The sequence below is a fragment of the Exiguobacterium sp. s28 genome, assembly GCF_018618135.1.
GTDB lineage: Bacteria > Bacillota > Bacilli > Exiguobacteriales > Exiguobacteriaceae > Exiguobacterium > Exiguobacterium mexicanum_A.
Genome location: NZ_JACSLL010000006.1, coordinates 41,284 through 66,766 on the forward strand (window position 1 = coordinate 41,284; position 25,483 = coordinate 66,766).

25 protein-coding genes are annotated in these 25,483 nt (G+C 54.9%); 18 read left to right on the forward strand and 7 right to left on the reverse strand.

What is annotated here, in order from left to right; all coding sequences use genetic code 11:
- Positions 1-71 precede the first annotated feature (71 nt).
- Positions 72-800: a DUF3784 domain-containing protein gene (locus tag KNP78_RS08185; protein WP_214796838.1), complete on the forward strand. Its 729-nt coding sequence runs from the start codon at positions 72-74 to the stop codon at positions 798-800.
- On the forward strand, positions 797-1,063 hold the full coding sequence (locus tag KNP78_RS08190; protein ID WP_214823624.1) for a hypothetical protein: 267 nt from the start codon (positions 797-799) through the stop codon (positions 1,061-1,063). Before KNP78_RS08185 ends, KNP78_RS08190 begins: the two co-directional genes overlap by 4 nt.
- Before the next feature lie 31 nt (positions 1,064-1,094).
- On the opposite strand, the gene KNP78_RS08195 is transcribed toward KNP78_RS08190, so the two are convergent.
- Together KNP78_RS08195 and KNP78_RS08200 are read right to left on the reverse strand one after the other, a co-directional pair.
- A complete protein-coding gene (locus tag KNP78_RS08195; RefSeq protein WP_214823625.1) occupies positions 1,095-3,803 on the reverse strand; it encodes an EAL domain-containing protein in 2,709 nt (902 codons plus the stop codon).
- A 115-nt stretch (positions 3,804-3,918) separates the two neighbouring features.
- Positions 3,919-5,556: a C40 family peptidase gene (locus KNP78_RS08200; RefSeq protein ID WP_251128501.1), complete on the reverse strand. Its 1,638-nt coding sequence runs from the start codon at positions 5,554-5,556 to the stop codon at positions 3,919-3,921.
- A gap of 279 nt (positions 5,557-5,835) precedes the next feature.
- Here KNP78_RS08200 and KNP78_RS08205 point away from each other — a divergent pair, with 279 nt between their 5' ends.
- The 4 genes from KNP78_RS08205 (at position 5,836) to KNP78_RS08220 (ending at position 9,893) form a co-directional block, all read left to right on the forward strand.
- Positions 5,836-7,689: a sensor domain-containing phosphodiesterase gene (locus KNP78_RS08205; protein ID WP_214823626.1), complete on the forward strand. Its 1,854-nt coding sequence runs from the start codon at positions 5,836-5,838 to the stop codon at positions 7,687-7,689.
- A 172-nt stretch (positions 7,690-7,861) separates the two neighbouring features.
- Positions 7,862-8,626: an FtsX-like permease family protein gene (locus KNP78_RS08210; protein ID WP_214823627.1), complete on the forward strand. Its 765-nt coding sequence runs from the start codon at positions 7,862-7,864 to the stop codon at positions 8,624-8,626.
- A gap of 13 nt (positions 8,627-8,639) precedes the next feature.
- On the forward strand, positions 8,640-8,894 hold the full coding sequence (locus KNP78_RS08215) for a DUF1093 domain-containing protein (RefSeq protein WP_371819204.1): 255 nt from the start codon (positions 8,640-8,642) through the stop codon (positions 8,892-8,894).
- Positions 8,895-9,137: 243 nt separating this feature from the next.
- Positions 9,138-9,893 carry a Fic family protein gene (locus KNP78_RS08220; protein WP_214823628.1) on the forward strand — a complete coding sequence of 252 codons (756 nt, stop codon included), beginning with the start codon at positions 9,138-9,140 and terminating at the stop codon, positions 9,891-9,893.
- A gap of 29 nt (positions 9,894-9,922) precedes the next feature.
- Here KNP78_RS08220 and KNP78_RS08225 read toward each other — a convergent pair whose 3' ends face one another.
- Positions 9,923-10,363, reverse strand: a complete 441-nt coding sequence (locus tag KNP78_RS08225; protein WP_034778934.1) for a MerR family transcriptional regulator — start codon at positions 10,361-10,363, stop codon at positions 9,923-9,925.
- A gap of 320 nt (positions 10,364-10,683) precedes the next feature.
- Between KNP78_RS08225 and KNP78_RS08230 the strand changes: the two genes are divergently transcribed.
- The 7 genes from KNP78_RS08230 (at position 10,684) to KNP78_RS08260 (ending at position 16,302) form a co-directional block, all read left to right on the forward strand.
- Positions 10,684-10,896 carry a hypothetical protein gene (locus tag KNP78_RS08230; RefSeq protein WP_029594867.1) on the forward strand — a complete coding sequence of 71 codons (213 nt, stop codon included), beginning with the start codon at positions 10,684-10,686 and terminating at the stop codon, positions 10,894-10,896.
- A gap of 68 nt (positions 10,897-10,964) precedes the next feature.
- Positions 10,965-11,105 (forward strand): YvrJ family protein, encoded by a 141-nt coding sequence (locus tag KNP78_RS08235; protein ID WP_016510821.1) that lies wholly within the window; start codon positions 10,965-10,967, stop codon positions 11,103-11,105.
- Positions 11,106-11,131: 26 nt separating this feature from the next.
- A complete protein-coding gene (locus KNP78_RS08240; protein ID WP_058764453.1) occupies positions 11,132-11,344 on the forward strand; it encodes a hypothetical protein in 213 nt (70 codons plus the stop codon).
- Positions 11,345-11,373: 29 nt separating this feature from the next.
- On the forward strand, positions 11,374-11,586 hold the full coding sequence (locus tag KNP78_RS08245) for a DUF2922 domain-containing protein (RefSeq protein ID WP_034778930.1): 213 nt from the start codon (positions 11,374-11,376) through the stop codon (positions 11,584-11,586).
- A gap of 119 nt (positions 11,587-11,705) precedes the next feature.
- Positions 11,706-13,529 (forward strand): methyl-accepting chemotaxis protein, encoded by a 1,824-nt coding sequence (locus KNP78_RS08250; protein WP_214823629.1) that lies wholly within the window; start codon positions 11,706-11,708, stop codon positions 13,527-13,529.
- A gap of 190 nt (positions 13,530-13,719) precedes the next feature.
- Positions 13,720-15,426: a methyl-accepting chemotaxis protein gene (locus KNP78_RS08255; RefSeq protein ID WP_084592853.1), complete on the forward strand. Its 1,707-nt coding sequence runs from the start codon at positions 13,720-13,722 to the stop codon at positions 15,424-15,426.
- 126 nt (positions 15,427-15,552) lie between these two features.
- Positions 15,553-16,302 (forward strand): SDR family NAD(P)-dependent oxidoreductase, encoded by a 750-nt coding sequence (locus KNP78_RS08260; protein ID WP_214823630.1) that lies wholly within the window; start codon positions 15,553-15,555, stop codon positions 16,300-16,302.
- A 49-nt stretch (positions 16,303-16,351) separates the two neighbouring features.
- Here KNP78_RS08260 and KNP78_RS08265 read toward each other — a convergent pair whose 3' ends face one another.
- Entirely contained in the window at positions 16,352-17,236 is an 885-nt protein-coding gene (locus KNP78_RS08265; RefSeq protein WP_251128502.1) for a tetratricopeptide repeat protein, read from the reverse strand.
- A 124-nt stretch (positions 17,237-17,360) separates the two neighbouring features.
- Here KNP78_RS08265 and KNP78_RS08270 point away from each other — a divergent pair, with 124 nt between their 5' ends.
- Positions 17,361-17,588, forward strand: a complete 228-nt coding sequence (locus KNP78_RS08270) for a DUF3221 domain-containing protein (protein ID WP_214823631.1) — start codon at positions 17,361-17,363, stop codon at positions 17,586-17,588.
- 19 nt (positions 17,589-17,607) lie between these two features.
- On the forward strand, positions 17,608-17,772 hold the full coding sequence (locus KNP78_RS08275; RefSeq protein ID WP_034778922.1) for a hypothetical protein: 165 nt from the start codon (positions 17,608-17,610) through the stop codon (positions 17,770-17,772).
- Positions 17,773-17,784: 12 nt separating this feature from the next.
- Here KNP78_RS08275 and KNP78_RS08280 read toward each other — a convergent pair whose 3' ends face one another.
- Positions 17,785-19,035 carry a hypothetical protein gene (locus KNP78_RS08280; protein ID WP_214823632.1) on the reverse strand — a complete coding sequence of 417 codons (1,251 nt, stop codon included), beginning with the start codon at positions 19,033-19,035 and terminating at the stop codon, positions 17,785-17,787.
- A 162-nt stretch (positions 19,036-19,197) separates the two neighbouring features.
- Here KNP78_RS08280 and KNP78_RS08285 point away from each other — a divergent pair, with 162 nt between their 5' ends.
- The 3 genes from KNP78_RS08285 to KNP78_RS08295 are packed head-to-tail and all read left to right on the forward strand — an operon-like array spanning position 19,198 to position 22,319.
- Entirely contained in the window at positions 19,198-20,325 is a 1,128-nt protein-coding gene (locus tag KNP78_RS08285) for an AI-2E family transporter (RefSeq protein WP_214823633.1), read from the forward strand.
- Between the two features lie 32 nt (positions 20,326-20,357).
- The gene (locus KNP78_RS08290) at positions 20,358-21,527 is read left to right on the forward strand and encodes a hypothetical protein (RefSeq protein WP_214823634.1); all 1,170 of its coding nucleotides are present in this window, start codon (positions 20,358-20,360) and stop codon (positions 21,525-21,527) included.
- Positions 21,528-21,539: 12 nt separating this feature from the next.
- Positions 21,540-22,319 carry a VLRF1 family aeRF1-type release factor gene (locus tag KNP78_RS08295; RefSeq protein WP_214823635.1) on the forward strand — a complete coding sequence of 260 codons (780 nt, stop codon included), beginning with the start codon at positions 21,540-21,542 and terminating at the stop codon, positions 22,317-22,319.
- A gap of 31 nt (positions 22,320-22,350) precedes the next feature.
- Here KNP78_RS08295 and KNP78_RS08300 read toward each other — a convergent pair whose 3' ends face one another.
- Both KNP78_RS08300 and KNP78_RS08305 read right to left on the reverse strand, forming a co-directional pair.
- Positions 22,351-23,262, reverse strand: coding sequence for a cation diffusion facilitator family transporter (locus tag KNP78_RS08300; RefSeq protein ID WP_214823636.1), 912 nt, complete (start codon positions 23,260-23,262; stop codon positions 22,351-22,353).
- Positions 23,263-23,398: 136 nt separating this feature from the next.
- Positions 23,399-25,450, reverse strand: coding sequence for an SH3 domain-containing C40 family peptidase (locus tag KNP78_RS08305; RefSeq protein ID WP_214823637.1), 2,052 nt, complete (start codon positions 25,448-25,450; stop codon positions 23,399-23,401).
- Positions 25,451-25,483 lie beyond the last annotated feature (33 nt).

Sequence of the window (25,483 nt, forward strand, 5' to 3'; positions counted from 1 at the left end):
GGCACGCCTTATGATTTTGAAACATTCGGCCCGTTTTTCTCGTACACTATAGTAGAAAGGGGGACACCTCTATGTGGGGACTCGTGATTGCAGCACTCATTTTATTCTTGCTCGGATTTGCCGTCCATCGCTTGGGCTGGCATTTCCTCATCTCGGGATATAACACGATGAAGCGTGAGGACAAGGCGCGTGTGGACATCAAGGCGGTGGCACGATTGCTCGGCTTCATGTGTTACGGCATCGCAAGCATCTTTCTCGTCATCGCCGCCATCGACATGTCTGGTCTCGACATCCCGCTCGAGCCGTTCTTCCTGCTCATCGTCTTGCTCGTCGTCGTCACGCTTTGGCGCAGCCAAAAGTATGACGGGAATATTTTTGATGAGCGCGGGAAACTTCGTCCCGGCGGCAAAAAACGGCTCATCCCGCTCGTCCTCGTCTTGACGCTCATCTTGGGTTTTGTCGGAGGTCTCTTGTTCTGGTTCAACCAACCGACCGAGGTGACGTTCACCGACTCGGCGCTCGTCATCGAGGGCAGTTACGGCGAGACGATTCCGTACGATGACATCGAAACCGTCACGTTGACGTATCGGCCGAGCCTTGACCGCCGGACGAACGGTGCCGCCGTCGGCTCACGCTTGACCGGTCACTTCCGGACGACAGGCGGGGAGGACGTGCTCGTCTTCCTCGACCGGGATATCGAGGCCGCCGTTCGCATCGACTGGAGCGGCAAGCCGATCTACGTGAACGTTGAGTCGAACGAAGCGACGGAAGCGTTGTATGAGGAGGTACGATTGAAATGACCCAACCCTGGTACACACGTCATATGCCGTTCTTCTTCTTGACGTTTTTGTTCGCGCCGCTGACGTTACTGCTTCTCGTCTGGCGCTGGGAGAAGTTCGAGGGACACGAGCGGGGCGTCAAGCTGTTCTTCGCCATCGGGATGACGGTGTTCATCGTGTTCGGCTTATTGCCGCGCGGTTCGCTGCCCGTCATCCTGCCTGTCATCGGACTGTTGATCGTGCTGAAGCTCGTCTTTAATCTCATCAAACGAAAAACCGGCTGACATGTGTCAGCCGGTCGAGCGGGGCCCTCACTTAAGTGAGACGGCCTCTTTTTTCATTTACCCACGCCTCGAACGCAATCGTGTCGAGGGCCGGGGCGTAGTAATAACCTTGGCCAAGCTCGACGCCTTCGGCGAGGATGCGGTCCAAGTCTTGCTTCGTCTCGATCCCCTCAGCGAGCGAGGTCAGTTCTTGTTCGCTCGCGAAGCGGGAGACTGCGCGGAGGAACGACGTGCTGTCCTTCGCTTTTCCGCTGACGTACATGCGGTCGATCTTCACTTCTTGGATCGGCAAGTGCCAAATCGCTTCGAACGAGGCGTAGCCGGTACCGAAATCGTCGATCGACAGGCAATAGCCGAGGTCGGCGATATCTTCGAGCCGCTCGAGCTCGTTCGTGTGTGACATGATGTCGGCCGACTCGGTCAGCTCGATTTTCAACCGATCCGGGAGCCATGGATACGTCTCCACCAAGTCACGCAGCTTCGTGACGATCGACGGGTCGACGGAATGGGCCGACAAGTTGTACGACAACGAGATGTCGGCGAACGGGGTATCGCGCCAGGAAACGAGCTGTTGCACGACCAAATCAAGGATCGAATGCGATAACCAAAGGATTTGATCGGACCGTTCGGCGATGCGGACGAACTCATTCGGCGGCACGTAGCCGATGTCTGGGTGTTGCCAGCGCGCGAGCGCCTCGGCCCCGACGACACGGCCCGTCTTCAACTCGACTTGCGGTTGATAGGCGACGGTGATATGACCTTGTTCGATCGCCTCCGGTAGCGCCTGTTCAATCAAGGCGGCCCATTGGAGCTGGGCGAGGATGCTCGAGTCGTACCAGACGAAAGGCGTCCGCGTCTCTTTGGCGTGTTGGAGCGCCTTCGTCGCCTCGAACAGGCAGTCGTTGTAGTTCGGCGTCGTATGGGTCGCCCCGATTTGAAGATGCACGGTCTGGCGTTTCTGGTTGATCAACAGCTCGGTCGGGAACAGCTCCAGCAACTCGGTCTCGTCGACGTTACGGAGCCCTTTCACATACAGCATGAGCGTATCGTCACGGTAGCGGCCGAACAAGTGGTGCGCGTACTTCTCGAGCCGGTCCTCGACGTGTCGGGCGAACTCGGTCATGAGCAGGTCGGCATACGTCGGGTCATACCAGTCGACGAGGTGGTGGAAGTCGTTCAGTTTGATCAACAGGAACGTGCCGTCGATGTCTTGTTTCTCCCACGCGCGGAGGAAACCGTACTCGTTATAGAGCTCGGTGGCGAGGTCGAAGCGGACGAGCCGGTCGACTTTGCGCTCACGCTCGACGCGCTCGGTCTCATCTTCGAGGATGAGGTAATACGTGAGCGTCTCGCCGCGCTTGAGCGGGATGATTTTGACGTTCAAGAAGCGGACATGCTCACCTTTCAAGTGCAAGATGAACTGCGCGCTCGTCCCGTTCTCCGTCACCCCGGCGAGCGCCTCGCGCAACAGGCGGCGTCCCGTGTCGGTGAATAGTTGGTTGATCTCATACAAGTTGCGTTCCCCAAAGAACTGGCGGAACACATCGTTTCGTTCGATGAAGTCGTACGTGTCATCGATCAAGGCGATGGCGAGTCCCGTCTCGGAGAAGAGCGACGACCAGCGCTCGTGATACCGGAGCAGGTCGTCCGATTGTGTCTCGAGCGTGTGCACCGTCGAGTGGACACTGACGGCAATCTCTCGGAGTTCGTCCTCGATGCCGCGGAAGTCATGGTTCGGCGGGAACGATTCCGCGACCGGTTCCGTGCTCGGGTCGATGGCGAGGGCACGGGCCTTCAAGTGCGCCAAGTCGTGGGCATACATCTTGCGTGTGTAGCATAGGGCGAGCAGGAGCCCGGCCGACAACAGAATCGTGATGAGAAGGGCGGCGATGGCGAGCGTACCGTAACGGTCACGCTCGGCCATGAGCGTGTCATCTGCCGTCGACCGCACGGTTTGAAGGGCGGCGTGTGAATCCTCATAGAAGCTCGTCCCGTTGACGTAACGGGCCTCGAGTGTCGAATTGGCGGCCGTCACACGTCCGAGGGCGAGCGCGCTCTCGATCAAGTCTTCGACCGATTTGGTTTTCAGCGACGGATCGGTCGCGACGATGTCTTCGATCAGTCGAGCCTCGTTCGCGATCGTCGAGACCTCGAAGTCGAGCTGGTCTCGGTCCGGCGTCTCGGCGAGCAGGTTCGTCACACCTTCGACGAACGCCATCTGCATCCGCATGACGGCGTCGGTCAATTCATAGGCGGTGTTCGCCTGGGCGGTCCGCTCGAGACCTTGGTAGAGCCAGCGCCGATTGATCGACTCGATGACGTCGAACGGTACGGACTCGAATCGGCTCGACCCGTCTTCGTTCAACGTGTCCTCGAGCTGTTCAGAGAAACGGAGCAGGGCGTCCCGTTCCCGTTCATCGACCCCGGTCTCGAAGTCGTCGAGCAATTGAAGATTGTATTGGAGCGCCCGTTCACGGTACGGGGTCGACAACAGGGCGGTCGGTTGCTCGGAGTTCGCCTCGTACAGTTTGGCCGCGTGATGCAAGACGAGGTACGACTCGACCCCGGCCAAGTCAGAGGCATGATTCAAGTCGCGCACCGTTTCATCGACGGCGACGTGCTTTTCTTTCCAGTAATAGCTCAGTCCGAGCCCGAATAACAATACGCCGATGAGACAAGCGACGGCGAGGGCCATCGTGTAAGTTCGGTACGGAATTTTAGCGAATCGATTATTTCCCATCGGACACCTCCTTCTTTCTCTTCCCATTCTATCTTTCGTGTTCGAGTCTTTCGAGGGAAATCCTGCCCCACGAAAAAAAACCCGACAAAGGTCGGGTCTTCCAATGCGCCGAAGGTCACGGTCGTTTGTAGCCGATGACGCGTGATTTCCAATATGGCTCTTTGCTGATCGTGTTGTAGCCGAGTCCGTACGTCCCGGCATGGATGAACGTGTCCGAATCGATCATGATACCCATGTGTGACGGGCCGGCCGTGTACGTGTTCTCGAAGAAGACGAGGTCGCCTGCTTTCGGGACGAACGTCTTGCTGAGCTGTGTCCCGAAATAAGACCCGGACCAATACGTGGCGACGTTCGTGCGGGGCACGCTGTAGCCTGCCTGATTGTAGGCGTAATAGATGAGTCCAGAGCAGTCGAACCCACCGTTGGCCGGGTTCGAGGACGCCCAGATGTAAGGCGTGCCGACATATTTCTTGGCGACCGCGATGGCGGCAAGACTCTTCGCTAGTCCGTCAGACGAGCCTGACGGTGCCGTCGTAGAACCTTTCGGCACCGCTTTGACGTATGACGCCGCGACGAAACCGGTCGTGTTGCCGATATAGATTTGATGCCAGCCGTTCGACGTTTGGACGACCCGGAGCGTCTGTCCGGCCGTGACGCTGCCGATGACGGCAGAGCTTGTCGAGGCCGAGGCGCGGACGTTGAGCGATGGTGTATTGACGACATAGTCGAACGATTCGTTGCCCGCACCACCGTCTCCGGCGTTCGGAGTGACCGGCGCGCTCGGTGCTGTCGTCGTCTGTTTCAAGTAGCCGGTGCTAACGTAACCGCTCTTGCCGTTATACGTGACGTACACCCACGTGCCGCTCTGTTTCGTCGCTTTGACGGTCGTGCCGTTCGGGATGTTCGTGACGAGGGCGTAACCGATCCCTGGGCCTTGACGGACGTTCAAATTCGCCGTCGTGACGTAAGACTGGTTGATGCTCTCTTCTTTGATGGCCGGCTTCGACGGTGCGACCGGTTGGCTCGGCGTCGTTGGAGTAGTCGGTTTGACGGATGAATTCGTCAAGTAGCCGTTATGTACCCAACCGGTCTTCCCGGCATAGCTGACTTTCGTCCAAGTGCCGCTCGTTTTGATCGGTGTGAGCGCTTGGCCTTTCGGGATGGTGACGAGTACGTCGTGCCACGTCCCTGCGGCGCGGCGCATGTTCAAGTCGGCTGTCGTCACGGTAGCATCGCTTGATGTGACCGGTGTAGACGGTGTGGCTGGAGTCGTTGTGCTCGGTGTGGCCGGTTTGACGGATGCGGTCGTCAAGTAGCCGTTATGTACCCACCCGGTCTTTCCGCCATAGCTGACTTTCGTCCAGGCACCGCTCGTTTTAATCGGCTTGAGCGCCTGGCCTTTCGGGATCGTGACGAGCACTTTATGCCATGTGCCTGCGGCGAGGCGCATGTTCAAGGCGTCTGTCGTCACTTGCGTCGAACTTGACGTCGCCGTTGTAGCGGCGGGTTTTAATGTGCTCGGGGCGCTCCCGCTCAATTTGAGCGTTTGGCCGATGGCGAGACGGTCAGAGCTTAAGTTGTTGCTTGCTTTCAACTGGGCGACCGACACGTTATGTGTTTGGCTGATCGACCAAAGTGTGTCACCGGCACGGACGACGTGTGTGCTGGCTGCTGCGACTTCGTCGGCCTGGGCGATGATGCTTACGGCGGCGATGGCTGCGAATGAGTACATGAGGCCGGACTTAGGGGACATGGGGTCACTTCCTTCTCTTCAATTTCAATTGACAATTATCGACAGGTAAAACGATACAAGTTTATTGTAGGGTTTACACATACGGCAAGCAATGGTGGAAATGGCTCAATCAGTGGATTCCGTTGAAAATAAGGTCAATAATTTTGGGCGTGGACGAAGAAGAAGTACTAAAGAAACAGGGTAATCGAAAATTGACTTTCTGTTGAATTTTGGAAACCTATTTATATATCTTTTCGTGCTATCATGAATGCAAAACGTTTGAACGAGAGTAGGGGACTTATGAACGAGGGGAACAATTCATCACAAACATACCGACAACATCAAGAGAAACTGTTCGAACTCGTCCGGATGCCCGACGTGACGGAGGAAGCGGTGCGACAGACGCTTCATTACATGTGCGAAGTCGTCTCCGATATGCTCAACGTCGATACGGTCTCGATTTGGCACTTTGACGAGACGTACGCATCGATCAGTTGCCAAGTCGCCTATTCGAAAGAGAGTGGCCCGAGTGAACCGGCATTGACGGTCATGCGTGGGGACGCACCTGTCTATTTCGACGCCCTGCGGACGAACCGGGTGTTGCCGTTTGAGAACGTCCGGACCCATGAGTGGGTGAAGGACTTGTACCAACAACATTTCGTGGAAGGGCAGCGGGTGTACTCGATGCTCGACGCGCCGATCTATGCGAACAATCGGGCCAAAGGGGTCATCTGTTGCGAGACGTTTGAGCCGCGGCAATGGACGTTTATCGAGGAATTGATTGTCAGCACGCTGTCCGATTTTATCGCCATCCTTTATCTCCGGCTCGACCGCCAAGAGATCGACGACCATCTCGCCAAGCTCGCCTATACGGATGAACAGACCGGACTCATGAACTTGAACGGCTTCATCGAACGGGTGGACGCGCTCCGGGAACAGACGCCGCATCAGCTCGGGTCATTGATTTATTTGCGGGCGGACGAGTTCCGCTCCGTCGAGACGGCGATCGGTATCCAACGGGCAGACGAGATCGTCATCGAACTGTCAGAACGAATCCAGCAAGTCGTCGACGTCTCGCTCTTGGCGCGGATTTCTCAATCCGGTTTCTTGCTATGGACGCCTTACGGGGACCGAATCAAAGTCAAAGGATACGCCGATTTGATTTGCGAGACGGTGACGAACGAGCCGTTCGCAGTCGGGGAACTCGATGTCGTCTTGACGATGAGCGCCTTTATCTCGATCGAGGACAAGTCACGTTCGACGCTCGAGATGATGGATACGACTCGGATCACGGCCAATGAGCGTCACGTGCAGCGTGGAGGAATCGCTTTTTACGAAGAGGAGATGAGCGAGAAAGCGGCGGCACGCCTGACGCTTGAGATGAACCTCCGTAAAGGGCTCGCCTTGAACGAGTTCACACTCTATTATCAGCCGAAGATCGAAGCGGCGACCGGAAAACTGAATGGATTTGAAGGATTGATGCGTTGGATTCATCCGAAACACGGGTTGATCCCACCGCTCGACTTCATCCCGATCGCCGAGTCGACGGGCGTCATCATCGCCCTCGAGGAATGGGCACTCGCCGAGGCATGCCGTCAGTTGAAAACGTGGCACGCCTCGGGACGGATGTATCAACTCGCACTGAACTTGTCGGCTCGTCATTTTCTATCGGACGGGGTCGTCGAGAAGTTGGGCCAAATCGTCAAAGAGATGGACGTCTGTCCGAACTATTTGACGTTCGAGATCACCGAGAGCGTCGGGATGGAGAATCAACAGCACGTCATCGAACGCTTCATCGCCTTCCGGGAACAAGGTTTCTCGATCTCGATTGACGACTTTGGGACCGGATTCTCGGCGTTCGTCTATTTGAAGCACTATCCGATCCACGAGATCAAAATTGATCGTCAGTTCATCCAAGTGACGGACAACGACCCGACCGGAAACGTCATCGTCCAGTCAATCATCGAGCTCGCTCGTGGGCTCGAATTGAAGACGGTGTGCGAAGGCATCGAGACACCGGAACAGCTCGACACGCTCCGTTCGCTCGGTTGTGACGAGATGCAAGGCTACTTGTTCTCACGTCCGCTCCCGGTTGACGAGCTCGAGACGTGGATTGAGGATTATGACACAACGAAAAAGGATTCGCTCCGTTGAGCGGATCCTTCTGAATGGACCGTAGACATATCAAATGTCTGCGGTTTTTGTTTGTCCGCCCAGATACGACTCGCTTTTCTGGGGCAAGCAGGGAGGCGCATCGCGACTTTGCCGCTGCTGGGTCTCCCTTTGCTTGCTAATCCCCTAGAAGTCGATCCGTGTCGCTGGAGAGATGGGAGAACGTGAATATGGCGTCATCGACGAGTCGACGTTCCGTGACGTCGCGTCCGACATGGGCTGGGATACACCTGAAACGCTAGCCTCTGACCAGGTCTATTTGATTGACCCGTTCTATGACGAGCGGTTCTCAGAAAACGTGACCGCGGTCGAGCTTGATGGCGTGACACCTGAAGTCGCCTCCCGTTATGAGAAGACACCGCTCAACGTCATGACGTTCGGTGGCTTGCTGCTCGTCACGCCGGACGACGTGTTTACGGCACTGCCGGGAGAGGCGTTGGCGTATCAGGCCGTCTCGGTCGCCGATTATAAAGAGCAGACCGCCTTATCCGAGTCGTTGTCGATTGAGGCGAACTTCTCGAGCGCGACGGCGTTGTATAGCGAGGCGATGATCGTGCACGGCGCGCTGTTGTTCGTGGGCAGTTTCCTCGGACTCGTCTTCCTCGTCGCCACCGGCAGCATCATTTATTTCAAGACGATGACCGAGGCCGAGGAGGACAGGGCCAAATACGCGGTGTTGCGGAAAGTCGGGATCTCGAAGCGGGATGTGAAACGGACGATCCGTCAACAGATTGCCGTTGTGTTCCGGGCGCCGTTCTCACTCGGGATCGTGCACGCCTCGGTCGCCCTCGTCGCATTCTCACGATTGCTGGCGATGGATTTCACGGTGCCGGTGCTCGTCTGGATGGGTGTATACAGCGCGATTTATGCGCTCTACTACGTGTTGACCGTACGACGGTTCACGAAACAAGTGATATGAAGGAGAGAACATCATGAAAAAAGGAATCATCGCGAGCCTCGCGCTCATCGTCGTCATCATTGGGCTCGTCAATATCGATTGGCAACGGATTGGGAAGGATCATGTCTACGTGCAAGTCGGGGAGGTCACGGAAGTGGAAGAGACGACACTCGACTCGGGTGACGTCGTCCGCCGCTACGTCTACTCGACGGAAGCGCTGACGAAGGACGGGGACCCACAAGCGGTCACGTTACAGCGGCGAAAGAACTTCGGAACGGGGCGTACTTGAAGTTGTACGTCAAAAATAAAGATGAGGTTACGTCATACGACGAAGTGTCGGTCGCGGACATCCCCGAAGCGGCACGAGAGAAGTTATAAAAAATAAAGCACGATGCATAACCCGTCTGTGGGAATTGAGATATCGTGCTTTTTCGCATGTGTCATGAATTGGGGCGTTCCATCGAAATCGACTTGCTCTGGGTAACAAGCGTATAATAGAATCACTAACACTTTAAGAAAGGAAGCGGGCTATATGTTTGAGCAACTGACGAATAAAAAAGAGCAACTAGATCAAAGCCGACCGCTGCCGACATATACGCTTCAAAGTTTGAGAGCAAAACTCTTTTTAGAATGGACATATAACTCGAATGCCATTGAAGGAAATACGTTGACAATCAACGAGACCAAAGTGGTGTTGGAAGGTATAACGGTTGGCGGGAAGACGATGCGAGAACATCTAGAAGTGATCAACCACCAAGATGCCATTTCCTACGTCGAAGAAATTGTTCGACGTGAAGAGCCGCTGACGGAGTGGCAAATTAAAAATTTGCACCGTCTCGTCTTGAAAGGCATTGATGATGCGTATGCAGGCGTCTATCGGGATCAGCAAGTGTTTATTGCCGGAGTCGCTCATGTGCCGCCGCCTCCTTATCTCATTCAAGAACAGATGGAGCAGCTGATAAATTGGTATGAAACAGAGACGAATACGATGCATCCAGTTGAACGGGGTGCTTTATTGCATGCTAAGTTCGTGGGGATTCATCCGTTCATTGATGGAAATGGTCGTACGTCTCGGTTATTGCTCAATTTGGAGTTGATGAAGTCCGGTTATCCGCCTGTCGTCATCAAAGTCGAAAATCGCCTGAGTTATTACAATGCGCGAGATCGGGCGCATACGACAGAAATGTACAACGACTTTATCAATCTGGTCGCTACAGAGGTCGAAACATCGCTTGATTTGTATTTGAGCGCCATCGCCCCTCGTCCATCCAAAAACAGCCCTTCCTGAATCGTCAGGAAGGGCTGTCTCATGTCCGCTCATTCATGCGGCAGTTTGGTTTTTAATTCTAACTGGAGTATGTACGCCAATTCTTTATGGGCCAACTCGGAGAAGTTCGTCTTTTTGACGTGTGTCCGGGGCCGTAGTCCGCATTCCAATGCGATGTCGACGATAGTCCGAATCTGATTTTCCGTATAGAAGCGCTTGCGTCCCATCGTGAACGGGGTCGGTGGCAAGACGCCGTCGGTTTCCCATTTGATCAGCTGTTGCTGGCTACGGGGAATCCCGGCGACATGAAACGCACGGCTCAGTTCTTTTAGTGGATAGACGGTCAATGGGCGTTCGTTGTACAGGAACGGCTTCGCGTTTTCAGGGCGATAATCATCCCAGTCGGTCGCGTAAAACGTCAGGTCGGTATGGTCGAAGTCGAGTTGAGCGGAAGGAATAGAAGTGTTGAGTGCGAAGTCTAAGCTGTTCATCTAGAGTATCTCCTTCTTCAAGTCAAACTGGTCATTTCGAAAATGCCCTCCTCCGTATAGTACCCCATTTTCAAGTAATTAACTGTCAGTTTTTTCAAAGTGGGGAAATGAATTCGTGGGACTTTAGGCGTGTTTTCAAAATTCGGTTGACGCCTATTAAGATACCCTAATTGGTATGTAAATTCAAGGAATAAAGCCGATTCGAGACGATGAATGCGCCTTCATTCAGAATGGGTCTATAGTCGTTACAAAAAGGTAACAACTAAATATGAGCAAACATTCACCAACTTCGGTTAATAGGGGCGAAGGAGGTGAGACATATGGCAGTGTATCGAGAATACGCAAGCGTCTTTTATCTCGACACGAAGCGGCTCGTTGACGGCAAAGAAAAGCGTCAGCTCGTCCGGTTCGGTCCACTCGGTGCGCGGATGGAGACCGAGGAGATCAAGCAGTTCGGTGATCTGTTGATCCCGCTTCTTGCGGTCGAATCCGCCGCATACGTCGTGTCGCGTGAGTTCCACGTGACGTTCTAATTGGAGGAACCCCTGATGCGTGTATTAAAGCGTTCCGCCGGAGCCTTGTCCGATGAGCGGGTGGGCACATGAGCTGGCCCGAACTCATCTCGAATCTCGGCTTCCCGATCGTCGTCTCGCTCTATCTGCTCCATCGGATTGAGACGCGCCTTGAGCGCATGATTCAATTGCTCGAGCGTCTCGACTCGACCTATCCATCCGAATCGTAATCCATCCCTGAAAGGAGCCATCCCCCATGGCCGTATTGACTGAAAAGAAAGCGACGCTCGTCTTGACGACGCACCATGATTTGAACAGCTTGAAACCGACGAAGAAAACGCAGCGCTTCGGTCCGATCCGGGCGGCGCTCACGGCTGACAACGCCGAGGCGTTCGGCCACCTCATGCTCGACTTGACCGAGCAAGAAGATTTCACCGTGTCGGTCGTTCGCGAATACGATCTCGTCTAATCACACCCACATCCAAGGAGGACTAACCCATGACTGAGACTAAAGTAGAAATCGCATTTTTGGATATGTTCAATAAAGTATCACGCTTCCGTTTGAATAACGTGAAACAACCGGTCGATCCGTTAAAAGTTCAAGCACTCGCCGACTTCATGGTCGCCAACGACCCACTCGGCAAGAGCGTCGTCAAATGGACAGAAATCAAGATGATCGAAGGCACGCAAACCGTGTTGAACGTCCAATAACGAGTCAAGAGATGACTGAGTTTTCAGTCATCTTTTTTTATTTTGGTCAATTTCCTTTAGATTCCTCGACGTCAAGACGATATAGGAAGAAACGTTGCACGCGAGAGGGGAAGATACATATGTCAGTGAAACAGAAGTGGAAGGTGTTGCGGAACCGTTTGAACGTCCGGCGCTTTCAATGGAAACCGAAGTGGCGAAAGTCGAGCACGCGTGAAGGGGAGCGGGTGACCGGCAAGAACCTGACCATCCGTCAAAAGCTGTGGGGACTCGTCATCCTCGCGCTCCTCATGGTCGCAGGGGTCGGCGGCTACTCGCTCTTATCGCTCGCCGATGCGAACCGGCAAGGCGATGATATCGTCAATAACTGGAGCAAAGGGCTCGACTACGCCCATGAACTGAATACGCTCGCGGCGAACTATCGCGCGCTCGAGCTCGAACACATCGTGACCGAAGACGCGGCCGCGAAAGAAGAATTGATGACCGAGATGAAAGACATTCGGACGCGCATCAATGAGATTGCCCCGAAATACGAACAGACGGCGACGGGCGAGACAGACAAAGAGCTGTTCGCCAACTTCAGTCGGCAGTGGGAGATGTATCAGCGCGTATCGGACAACATGCTCATCTTCAGCACGTCCGGCAATAACGGCATGGCCCGTTCGTATTATGACGCCCAGTCACAATCGACATACGATAACTTCACGCAACGCCTGAACGAACTCGTTGCTTATAACTCGGAAGGATCAGAACGCGTCGGCGCCGACATGGAACGCGAGTTCGGGCAGTCGCTCATCGCACTGCTCGTCGTGACGATCGGAGCGTTCGTCCTTCTCTTGTTTCTCGGACTGAGCTTATTGCGCTCAATCATCAAACCGATGCGGGTGCTCCAAGAGAAATTTGACGAATTGGCCTCGCAAGGCGGCGATTTGACGATGGCCATCCCGGTCACGTCGAACGATGAGATCGCTCAAGTGAGCCGCTCGTTCAACACGTTCCTCGCCACGTTGCGCGACATCATGGTCGATGTCGACAAGACGGCGAAAGTCGTCCTGGTGTCGTCGAAAGAAGTGGCGACGGAAGTGACACAATTGAGCCGTTATATGGAAGAGACGTCAGGCACGGTCGAAGAATTGACGGCTGGGATGGAAGAGACGGCCGCGTCGTCGCAAGAGATGAGTGCGTCGACGGTCGAGATGGGTGGATCCATCGATACAATCGTCGACCTCTCGAACGAGAGCGCCAAGACAGCGAGCGATGTCGAGCGTCGGGCCCATGCGCTCCGTGAGCAGGCTGTCGCCTCGAAGACAGAAGCGAACGCCATCATCGACAAGAAGCGCATCGAGCTCGACGAGGCGATCAAAGGCGCGCAGTCGGTCGAACAGATTCGCGTCTTGACGAGCGCCATCTTAACCATCGCCGACCAGACGAACTTGCTCGCCTTGAACGCATCGATCGAGGCGGCCCGGGCCGGGGATGCCGGTCGCGGCTTCGCCGTCGTCGCCTCGGAGATTCGTAAGCTCGCCGAGAACTCGCGCCAGACGGTGAACGAGATTCAAGCGGTATCGCATACGGTCATCGACTCGGTCGCCCGGCTCAACACGAGCTCGGCTGATATGTTGACGTTCCTCGATACGAAAGTGCTCGCCGATTACGACCGGCTCGAGGAGTCGGCCACGCAATATGAAGCGGATGCGACCGTATTCGGGGAGACGGCACAGACGTTCGAGACGAACGCGCTCCAACTCCGCCATATGACCGACAGTATCCTCCACGTCATCCAAGAAGTCGCGACGACCGTGACGGAAGGGGCGGACGGGACGCAATCGATTTCGGAGAAAGTCCAACTGTCCGTCGAGCGGTTCAACGACGTCCAAACTCGGATGCACGAAACCGAACAACGAGCGATCGAACTTTCGAATCGTGTGTCACAGTTCAAGTTATGAAACGAGGCCGCAGCCGTGAGGAGCTGCGGTTTTTTTGTGACAAAAAATGGAACATAAGACTCGTAAATAAGGTCAATCGATAAAAGAATTGGAAACAAATGTGGAAAACCGTTTGCACAAACCGATAGAAATCATGTGATTCCAAAATTTGATAGAAATAGAGGTGTGAGAGGACGCGTTCCTCGAGAAGATGAAAAAAAGGCTAAATCAACTCACATTGACGCAGAAACTGTTTGGCGGGATTGGAATGATTCTTTTACTCGTCGTAATCGGGATGGGTTACAATCTGATGGCGCTGAACGATGCGACGAGCCGATATGAAGAAATGATTTCATCAGATGTCATGCGGATGAAGGCGGCCGATGAACTATCGTTAGGGATGGTCCGTCAGGCGTATGGCCTGCGTGGTTATATTCTTGAACAAGAGCCGGCCCGGCTTGAAGCAGAGCAGCAAGGGTCAGAAGAGAAAAAAGAAGCAATCAACGCCCTGTTAGAACTCTCGCCTTCGACAGAAGAGACGAAAGAACTAGAGAACTTGATGTCATACGCGTTAGGTTACGATGACTTAGCACAACAGTTGATTCAAGCAATCGACGCGGATGATCAAGAGACGGTGGACCGACTCGCGCTCCGGTTGATGCCGGATGTGACGGCATCGATCATTGAGTCAGGCGAGACGATGCAAGCCGAATCGGAAGCCGCGATGTTGGCGAAGCAAGCGCAGCTTGAGAGCCGAGGTCAAAGTGCATTGATATACTCTGCAGTGATTGCCGTCATCATTTTCGTACTCACGCTTGGCGCCGGCTACTTCCTCCAACGCATGGTCACGGTCCCGCTTCGCCAACTATCGGACGAGGTCGGCATCGTCGCTGACGGTGATTTGACACGTGCTGACCTACAAGCGCTCACGCGCGATGAAATCGGCGAGTTGATGCTTGGCTTCAACCAGATGAAAGGCAATCTCCGCGAACTCATCGACGAAGTGAGCCGGAACGCCCAAGAAATCACGGCGCAGTCGGAAGAACTGTACGCGAGCACGGAAGAGATGTCGTCGCAGACAGAGGAGACGACGCGGATGATTGAACAAGTCGTCGGTGAGACGGTCAACCAGGCGGCGGCTGCCTCGAAGAGCGGACAGGCGGTCGCGGCGGCCGACGAAGGCGTCGAGCGGATCGCCACGTCGATCGGGACGATCAGTCAAGACGTCCAGACGAGTCTGAAGCTCGCCGAACGCGGGGAACAGACGATTCAACAAGCGAAGCAAGAAGTGCTCGCGCTCGAATCGGAGACGGTCGTGACCGGCCAGTCGATCACGGCGTTGAAACAACAGTCAGACGAGATCGCCCTCATCACCGAGGTCATCCAGTCGATCACCGACCAGACGAACCTGCTCGCCTTGAACGCGGCCATCGAAGCGGCCCGGGCCGGGGAACAAGGGAAAGGCTTCGCCGTCGTCGCCGAAGAAGTCCGCAAGCTTGCGGAACAGTCGAAACAATCGGCGTCCCAAATCGCCGGCTTGATCGAATCGATTCAAACGCAATCGAATGCGGTGCTCGAACGTCACGCCATCAGTGCCCGTCGCGTCGAGACGAACACGGCGTTGCTCGAAGAAGCGACGGCGTCGTTCCAACAAATCGTCGGGCAATTGCACGCCTCGGTCGAGAACACGGAACAGATCCGGGTCGCCTCGAGCGAGATTGCGACGACGACGAAACAAGTCGCGACAGCGGCAATCCATATGGCGAGTGACAGTGAAGGCACGGCCGAGACGATGCGTAGTGTCGGTGAGACGGCCGACGCCCAGCTCGCGATGATTCAAGAGTTGAACGGTGTCGCCGAGTCGCTCGGCAATATGACCGGTGACTTGCAGACGCTCATCGGTCGCTTCCAAACGTAATGTGGACCGTCCTTTCCTGTCCAGGGGAGGACGGTTTTTGCGTGTTCCAAGGATTGAGGGGGCAGGGTTAGGGGAATTGCCGAAGAGAGATATCGATCTCGATTACAGTGAAAAGGGGACAGGATTATGAAATATACCGTCATCACCGGGGCAAGTTCAGGCATTGGCTATGAAGCGGCGAAACAATTCGCCAAACAAGGGAAGTCGCTCGTGCTCGTGGCGCGTCGTCACGATGAACTCGAGAAGCTGCGGAGTGAGATCAAATCGATTTCACCGAAGAGTGACGTCATCATCAAAGCGAAAGACTTGTCTTATAGCGAGAACGTGTACGGATTGTATGAGTCACTCGCCGATCTCGATATCGAGACGTGGGTCAATAACGCCGGGTTCGGAGACTCGAATCTCGTGAAAGACGTCGAGGTCGGAAAAATCGAGAACATGATCCGCTTGAACGTGGAGGCGTTGACGGTGCTCTCGAGCCTGTACGTCCGGGACTATCACAACGTCGAAGGGGCGACGCTCGTGAACGTCGCGTCCGTCGTCGGCTATCACATCGCCAAAAAAGGCGTCACGTACAGCGCGTCGAAATTCTTCGTCAGTGCGTACACGGAAGGGCTCGCCCGAGAGCTCATGAACGACGGGGACAAACTGCGGGCGAAAGTGCTCGCACCGGCCGCGACGGAGACCGGCTTTGCGAACCGTGCCCGCGAAGAAGAGGACTTTGATTATAGCCAAAACGTCGAGAAGTATCATACGGCCGAAGAGATGGCCGAGTTTTTGATGCAGTTGCTCGAAAGCGACCAGGTCGTCGGTATCGTTAACCACGAGGACTACTCGTTCGAGTTGCGCGGACCGATTCATCCGTATATGGGATAAAAACAAGGGGTCCAGTCACCGACATGCGGTGGCAGGACCCCTTGTTTGTTTACGACGAACGCATCGAGTCCCCGTAACCCCCGGTCAAGCGGTGCGTGAGCCGGTGGTACCAGTAGCGGAGACGCAAGCGATATACATAGAGTTTCGACGTGTTCGGCAAGACGACGTTGTCGATATAATCGGCGAACATGGCGCGGAACATATGGTCCTCACTGTCGTCATATGTCGCGCTCCACATGCCGTGCTCTTCGACCTCGAGCAGCATCGCGATCGTCTCGTCGTCGAGCTGATGATTGTCTTCCGGCAACCGCTTGACGAGCATCTCGACCCGATGGCTACAGATGGACGCATAGAGCGAGTGGGCGCGCGGGTTGCGCGGGTTCGCGTTCAAGTATCCGATGGCCACCTTGAGGAGCTCATCGTTCATCTCGAGCGGGATCTCATCGAACGCTTGGAAGAATTCGAGCAGCATTGGCACGGTCTCTTCGTTGAACCCGGCGAGCCGGACGTAATGCATCAAGTGGAGTCCGGCCTCCCCGTAAAACTTGCGGTTGAAGTAATGGACGGCAATCGCGCGTTGGACCATCGGCACGTCCGGATAGCGTTCGACGGCGCGAAGGAAATGCTGCTCGGCCTCGAACGTGAAATTCGTATCATCGCTCAAGAGGCCATGAAGGCAGTGGATCATGTAATGGTCGCCTTTTTCGCCCGCGGCTTCGAGCACGGCGCGGGCCCGGCCGAACTCGCCTTCGCGGATGAGCGGATACGCCCGCATCGCCGGGAAGAACGGGTCCTCGGGAAAGTGCGTCTCGCCGCGGACGATGAGCGACTCGATGGACTCGGCGTTATAATCGTCAATCAGTTCTTCAAGGAGCATCATCTCAAGGAAGGTGCGTTGAAAATCTGGATGGTGTAAATCGATGGTGTGTTTCATGAGGGTCCCTCCCAAGTTCATGAGTGTGGCTTCATTATACCGAGCAATTGGACGGACGAGTAGATTAATTTCAAAAAATGGGAAAAGAAAAGGGAAGGATTTCCGAGGAAAGGGAGGAATGGAGATGGTCACGTTCACAGGGTATATCGTCGAGCTCGAGCCAACGCGGATTCGAGTCGCGCCGAACTTGGATGCCGAGCCGTTCGATGGGATCGTATTTCATTGGGAGGAGCCGCTACGAGAGGACGAGACACCGCTCGCCGTCGGTCAACAGGTGCGCGTCGAGCATGATGAGAAGATGACCCGCTCGCTGCCGCCCCGGGCGACGGCGCATCGAATCGATGTGCTATGATGGTGTCGAGGTGAATTGAATGGGACAGTCGAATTTCTTATGGATGGGCGTCGTCATCGCCATCAGTGCGCTGATCGTCTGGTTGTTGCAGGACGTGATGCCGTTTTGGATGTTGTCGATCATCCTGCTGTTGTTCGGGGCCGCGGTCGGCAACGTGCAGCGGCGCTCTCGAAAAGACACATGAAAAAGCACGCCATCATTCAGATGGCGTGCTTTCTTCGTCTTCTGCCGGCTCGTCCGGGACATCCTCGGTCGCGTCAGTTGCGTCCGGTTTCTCCTCGGTGACGGACGGTGGTACCGGTTTGTCGGTCTTGTCTTGTTTCGGCTTTGTGTCGGGCTGATCTGTCTTTGGTTTTGTGTTCGGTTTGTCTTGCTTTTTGACCGGTGCCGGTGCTTCCGCTTCTTTCTCCTGAGCGGCTGGCTTCTCTGGCTCGACCGGTTCCGCCGGTTCGGTCACAGGGACGTCAGGTTCGGTCGGTTGTTCTGTGACGGGAGGCGTCTCAGGTTCTTCGGCCGGTTGTTCCGGCTCGGCTGGTGCTTCCTCTTCGACCGGAGCCGGTTCTTCTGCTGGCTCCTCGGTTTCAGTTGGAGCTTCGGGAGCAGCTTCTGGTTCCGGTGTCGGTTCCGGTTCTGGAGCCGGAGCGGGTTCTGCCGGGTCCTCTCGTTTTGGGACCGGTGTGATCGGTGCGACCGGAGCCAGTTCAGCGGCCGGCGTACTGCGTTTTTTCGTCGGGGGCGGGGCCGGGGTGTCCGACTCGAGGAACGACAATACGTCTTGTTCGAACAAGGCGACCGGGAGCGTCTTCGTCACCAAGTGAAGGCCGAGCACCCGGCCATTGGCCGTGACGATTGGGCTGCCGACGGCACGGTTCGGTAAATCGAATTCCCGTTTATAGCTGTCTTCTTCGAATGTGAGCGTTCCTTCGATCTGCTCATCCGGCGCGAGCGTTAACACCGGCTCGTCCGGTCCGACAATCGCGTGACTGAACGAGAGCGGTGTCGCCTTCACTTTCTCGATGCGGATGACGGCGATGGCGTCGGTCCGACCGACGACGGTGCCATTCACCGTCTCATCGCCTTGTTTCAATGTGACGCGAGTGATGCCGGCGACGTTATGGGCCGCTGTCAACACGTCTTGCGGGCTAATCAAAAAGCCGGAGCCCGTTCCAATCGTATATAAGCTATCTTGCAACGTCTCGAGGTCGACGGTGGTGGCCCCGTCGGCCGAGACCGTATCTTCGGTGATGTTTAAATCGACTTTGTCGGCGAGCGATTCACTCGAGCGCGGAGTGTCGGTGAGATAGGCGTTCGTCAAAAACGAGACGAAGGCGATGAGTGCGATGACAATAGGGACAGCAATCCATTTCAAGCGACGCGGGCGATGGCCACACGTCGGACAAACAGTAGTTTTCGAGCGGGTCTTCGCTCCGCAGCGTGGACAAGTCACGGGATGACACCTTCCTTTATAAACATAGATGATATGCCTATTCCTCATATGAAGCGGGGGTAAACAAATATTTGTCGGGGGCACATACGAAACAGGTAGGTGGACTGAACTTGTTCAAAACGGGAAAGAACTAATGTAACGTTTCAGAAAGGGGAAACCGACATGCAGCCCTTTTGGACGACCCGTGCGTTTCGTAATGGGATTTGGGTGTTGCTCATCTTGACGATCGTGTTCATGGCCAAGCAAGTCGAGTTCTTGTTTTATCCGATCGGTATCTTTTTCGCCACCGTCCTGACCCCGTTTTTATTCGCCGGCATCTTGTTTTATTTGACGGTCGGTCTCGTCGATTGGTTGGAACTGAAGTTCAAGCGCCGGTCGCTCGCGATTTTGGCGATTCTGTTGCTGTTGCTCTTATTGACCGTCGTATTCGTCCTGACGCTCGGCCCGCTCATCACGCGGCAACTGCTCGCCTTGCTAGACACGTTCCCGCGCTTCGCCGAAGAGAGTTATCGTCAATTCCTGTTATTGTACGCTCGCCTCGAAGAGTACAGTTGGTTTCGGGAGTACGCCGAACAGAACGCGACGTCCGTCGAGACGTGGGTCCGCCAATTGGCCGATGCGCTCGGAGTCGTCATCGGTTCGGTCGCCGGGTCGCTCGGCCGTCTGCTCGCCCTCATCGTCTCCGGACTGTTCACGTTGTTCATCGCCTTGTTCTTGTACGTCTTTATGTTGATTGACGGCGGTAAGCTCTCGAGCGCAATCGTCCGCTGGATTCCACCGACATATGAACAGGACGCCCGTCACATCCTGCACGACATGCACGAGACGATTAAACGCTACGTCCGGGCCCAGCTCATCGTCTGTACGTTCGTCGGTTTTTTCGCGACAATCGCTTTGTGGTTGCTCGACGTCCCATTCTTCCTGCCGCTCGGTCTGTTCATCTTCGCAACGAACATCATCCCGTATTTTGGTCCGTTCCTCGGGGCCGCACCTGCCGTCTTGATCGCGTTCATCGATGAACCGGTCAAAGCCATCTACGTCATCATCGCCATCACCATCGTCCAACAACTTGACGCCAACGTCATCTCACCGCTCGTCCAAGGTAAGTCACTTCGTGTTCATCCCATCACTATCACGCTCGTCCTGCTCGTGGCGGGGCGTCTCGCCGGTCTCGTCGGTATGTTGCTCGCCGTCCCGCTCTACGCTGTCCTCAAAGTCACATTTCTCAACATTCAAAAACTATATGCGCTCCGCAAACAGTCGAAGTTCTCCGGTGATTCAACTCGTTGATGTAGGACTCAATCCTGAAAGGGGATTCCGGCATGAACTCCTTACTCGCCTTCACGATCGTCATGCTGATTTGGACGATTAGCGACTATGTCTCCAAAAAGACGAAAGCGCTCCTGTCGTCTCTGTTCGTCGCCTCGGTCATCTTTCTCATCGGCTTCAAATCAGGATTATTCCCAGAAGATTTACTGCCTTCCTCTTCGTTACTCACCCTCGGTCAGACGGTCGTCGGACTCGTCATCGTCCACCTTGGGACGCTCATCAGCCTCGATGAGTTCAAACGACAATGGAAGACGTTCGTCATCGGGGTATCCGCTGTCCTCGGGATTGCTGCTTTCCTATATGGCATCGGTCAGTTTTTCCTCGACACGAACTACGTGCTCAGTGCGATCGCAGCCATAAGCGGCGGAACGATTTCCATCATCCTCGTCCAAGACGCGGCGGTAAACGCTGGTCTCGTCTCGGTCGCCGTCTTCCCAGTGTTAATTGCGGCGACGCAAGGGTTGATCGGGTTTCCGCTCACATCCATTATCCTACGGAAAGAAGCGCGTCGCATCCGGACGGCACATCGCGACGGCACCCTCGTCACACCGGAAGAGCACGCGGTCGTCCATGACGAGACGGACGATTCGATTTTACCGGCCGCATTTCATACGACGGCGGGGACGCTGTTCGTCATGGGGGTAGTCGTCCTCATCTCGACCGTCTTGAGCGGCTGGACGAACGGCTACTTGAACACGTTCGTCATCGCCTTGATTCTCGGGATTGTGTTGCGCCGCTTTAAGATTTTGAAAGCGAACGCGTTGAACGGAATCGATGCCTATGGTCTCATCATGATTGCGATTCTTCTCATCATCTTCGGCCCGCTCGCGACGCTATCACCGAGCGCATTGTTCGATTTGATCGTCCCGATTACTATCTCGTTCGTCCTCGGGGTATCTGGATTGCTGTTGTTCGCACTCATCGTCGGACGCTTCCTTGGCTATTCGAAAGAGATGTCGATGGCGATCGGATTGACGGCGCTGTACGGATTCCCGGGCACGCTCATCTTGAGCGAGGAGGCGGCGAAGAGTATCGGGGAGACGGAAGAGGAGGTGCATGTCATCGAGGATGAGATATTACCGAAAATGATTGTCGCTGGGTTTTCGACGGTGACCATCACATCCGTGTTCATCACGGGGATACTTGCTGCTTTCATCTACTAAGGAGGGAATGACATGGCATTATCAACTGAACTAGGTAAAATCAAGCAACTTCACAATGCGGAGGCGGGAGTACTCAGTCTGTACTTGAGCACGAAACCGAGTGAGCGTGGCAAATGGGAGATTCACTTGAAAAACGAGTTGCGCCGGCTCGAGCAAGAAGTCGAGGCGAGCGGAGATGAGGCGAAATGGAAGGCGTTCAAACAGCTTCGCGAACGGGCTGAACACGAGATATTAAGTAATGAGCATAAGTTGTTGCGTAGCATCGTCTTATTCGCGGAAGGGAATGACGGGTTGTTCGAACTGCACTTCCTACAGCTCGATGTCGACAACGAGTTCCATTACGGGGACAAACCGAACTTGGATCAAATCGAGAGACTCGACGCCGAGTTCCCAAACACGGGTATCTTGCTCGCCCAGCTTGACAGCATTACGGCATATGACACCAGACTCGGTGAAGTCGAGGACGTCGTCGTGTTCGATCTTGATTTAGACACTGACCAATGGAGACGCTATCAAGGGCGCGGTGCGGGCGGTAAGGCTTCATCGAGCAGCCAAGTGGATCAATTCGATAGCCGGAAAGAGAACCAAATCCATCAATTCTATCGGGACATCGCCGAAGAGATTCGTAAACTGCATAAGCATTACAAGTGGAGTGAGGTCGTCATCATCGGCCAAGATCGGAGCGCGAACTTGTTGAAAGAGGAGCTCGGACTCGACGTCGAGCGGGTCGTGAATCGGAATTTGGGACATGCCGAGGAGGAAGAAGTATTGCGACGAGCGTTTGAAGCATGAACGAAGCGAGCGACTGCGGGTCGCTCGTTTTTCATTCGGCCCAGCGATTATCTTGCGTGAACGAGATTGTCAGCCACTTCTCATACGGCAAGAACGCGAGCGCGTCCTCAATCTTCTGACGAATGCGGTCCTGCTCGGCGATCTTGTCATATCGATAGTCTTCCGGGACGACGAGGTCGATCTCGATGAACAGCATGTTGCCGGATTTGGTCGTCCGGACATACGTTTTCAATACGTCATAGTGATGGGCGACTTGAAGGATGGTGAGCGTGATTTGTTTACTGTACGGCGTCTCCGTGTTCATCCCAATCAACTCTTTGATGGCGGTCCACATCTCGATGAGCGGCGTCTTGACGAGCCAAAGCGTGATGATGATCAGCATGACCGGATCGACGTAAGGAGAGATGGCGTCGAACGACAGCCAGACTAGCACTTGGGCAATCAAATAGCCGACGAGGGCCCCGCCCGTCAAGATGAAGCTGAGCCGCCATTGGACGATTTCGGCACTGACGAGACCAGAGCTCGCCTTCATCTGGAACGTGCGTAAGTAGCGGAAGATACCGTATGTCACCGCGGCGCTGATGGCCAAATAGACTAGAGCTCCACCGAGGACGAGTTCATTGCCGCCGGCGCGGACGTCGTCGATGGCCCCGAGGAAGGCGTCGACGATCACGTACAAGAGGACGCCATACTGGAATAGGATGATGAGCGGTTCAATCAAGCTTTTGCCGAATGGGAACCGCTTATCGGTCGTCAACATATAGACGCCGGCCCGAAGTGAGATCCAGCTCATAATGACACTTAAAAACGAATAAATCCCATCGAAGAGAATGAAGGCGGAAGACAGCCAATAGCCGACGACGATTCCGGCGACGGCGAAAAAGAACGAGCAGACGACGGAGACGCGCAGGACGTAGCGCTCGAGTTGAGGGTCCTTCGGCATATGGTGGGCCTCCCTTTGAGACGGACAAGCGATAGCGGCTACTCCTATTTTCCCGCTTCTACACAATCTTATGTTTCGAACATACGGGTTTACCAAAAAACACGCCTGTCCTCCCATGAGGTCAGGCGTGTTTGAATTAAAGTGATTTGTAGCCGAGGAAATGAGGGCGCCACTGCGGATCATGAATCGAGTTGATTTGGAGCATCTCGCCACCGGCATGAATGAATGTCTCTTTGTCGAGCATGATGCCGATATGAGACGGTCCGTTGCGATACGTCCCGTGGAAAAAGATGATGTCGCCTCGTTTTCCGCTCGAAATATTCGTCCGGCGGTTCTTGAAATGGTTGCTTTGCCAATAACCGCTCACGTTCGTCCGTCCGCCGACTTTACCGGCTTGGTTGGTCGCGTAATGAATGAGTCCGGAACAGTCAAACCCGCCATTGAGCGGAGACTGCGAACCCCATGTGTACGGCGTCCCGAGATGTTTCGCAGCCGCCGCAATCATGCGCTCGGCTTGTGTGTTGCCACGTGACGCGAGTAACGGGTCCGATTTCATACGGATGTCCTGCTTCTTCACGTAAACCGGTCGCCAACTGTCTTGAATCAAATACGAATCGCCGTGAAGGGACCGCGGATAGACCCGTCGGTTCGAGTCGAGGTACCCGATCGGTTTCGTATCGTACGGATTCGCATAGAACGGTGTGCGTTTGAACGTGTGATAATGCGCTTTGACGTTCACGCTTTTCGCCGCGACCGCCTTCGGTTTCGTCTTGGCAATATACGGGTTCAAGACATATACTTTTTTACCGGATGCGAGCCGGACTTGCCAAAAGTCGTCATCGATCGAGCGAAGCCCGACGAGCTTGGCGCCGCGTGCTAACTGTCCGGCTGGACGAGTATAGGCGATATCGTTCGAGAAGTACGGTGTCCCGCTGAGTTGGGTGTAGAAGACGGTCCCGACTTTCGGTTTCGGAAGCGGCTTGTTTAGACTCAAGTACGCAGTGGCGACGAAACGATAGCTCGTCCCAATTTTGACGCGTGTGTAATGTCCGCTCGTACCGTATGTCTCAATCAACCGTCCGCGATTGAACTCGGTCACTTGTTTAGAAGACGTGGACGCGGCCTGATATACCTCGACCTCATCGAACTTGACGTAACGTTTACCTGTCGTGTCATAGAGCGGCGGCTTCTTCGTGCTCGTCAGGCTGGTTGCGACAAAGCGATATTGTCCGCCCGTGAACACGCGCGTGTACTTCCCGTATGTCCCATAAATGTTCACGAGTGCTCCGCGCTTCAACGTCCCGATTTGTTTGAACGATTCGCTGTAAAGAGTGGCGTTTTTTGTGATGTAGCGTTGACCGGTCTTCAATGGGGCAGGTTTGGTCGTGCTCGTATGACTCGTTTGAACGAATCGATACTGCCCGCCTGTGAAGACGCGCGACCGACTCCCGACTTGTCCGTAAATACTGATGCGTTGACCTCGCTTGACCGTCCCGACACGAGTGGATTGGGTCGCATCGGCGTACAAGGACGTATCTTTTGAGATGTACCGTTCCGTCGTTTTGACGGGGCGACTTGAAAGGGCACGCGCCGGTACATAGCGATAGCGGTCACCCGATTGGATGCGGAAATATCCGTTCGTTTGTCCGAACACGGTGATGGTTTGTCCGAGTGGCAATTGCCCCACGACGGGACCCGTGCGCGGCGATGCATACAAGTCAGTCTTCGATTTCACATAACGTGTCTCCCCAAGAAGTGGAGGCGCCGTATCGGCAAGCGCAGCACGTTGGACGAATCGAGCCGTCGCGCCGACGATGCGAAGGAGTGTGGCCTCGTCCTCTAAATCGTAGATGCTCACGGTCGCACCGTATGATAAAGACTCGACCGCATTCCCGGCTTCATCCAGCAGGTCCGTTTCAGCGATGACAGTTTTCGTGACCGGTTCGGCGAGGACTTCGTTCGGGACGTACCCGGTCTGTTCACCTACTGATACGAGGGCGTGGGTATCGGACCGATCGAGAACAGTGACGGCTGTGCCTTTCGGTAACACGGTCAAGCTATCACTGTCTTCCATCGATACGAGGAGTGGTGTGTCGACCTTGATTAATAGGGCGGTCGCTTCTGCGGAGACGGAAGCCACCAAGAAAAAACTGAATAAGAGAAGTAAACTGAATAAACGTTTATACATATGTAGCACCTCAGGTCTATAGTTTCACTTCTC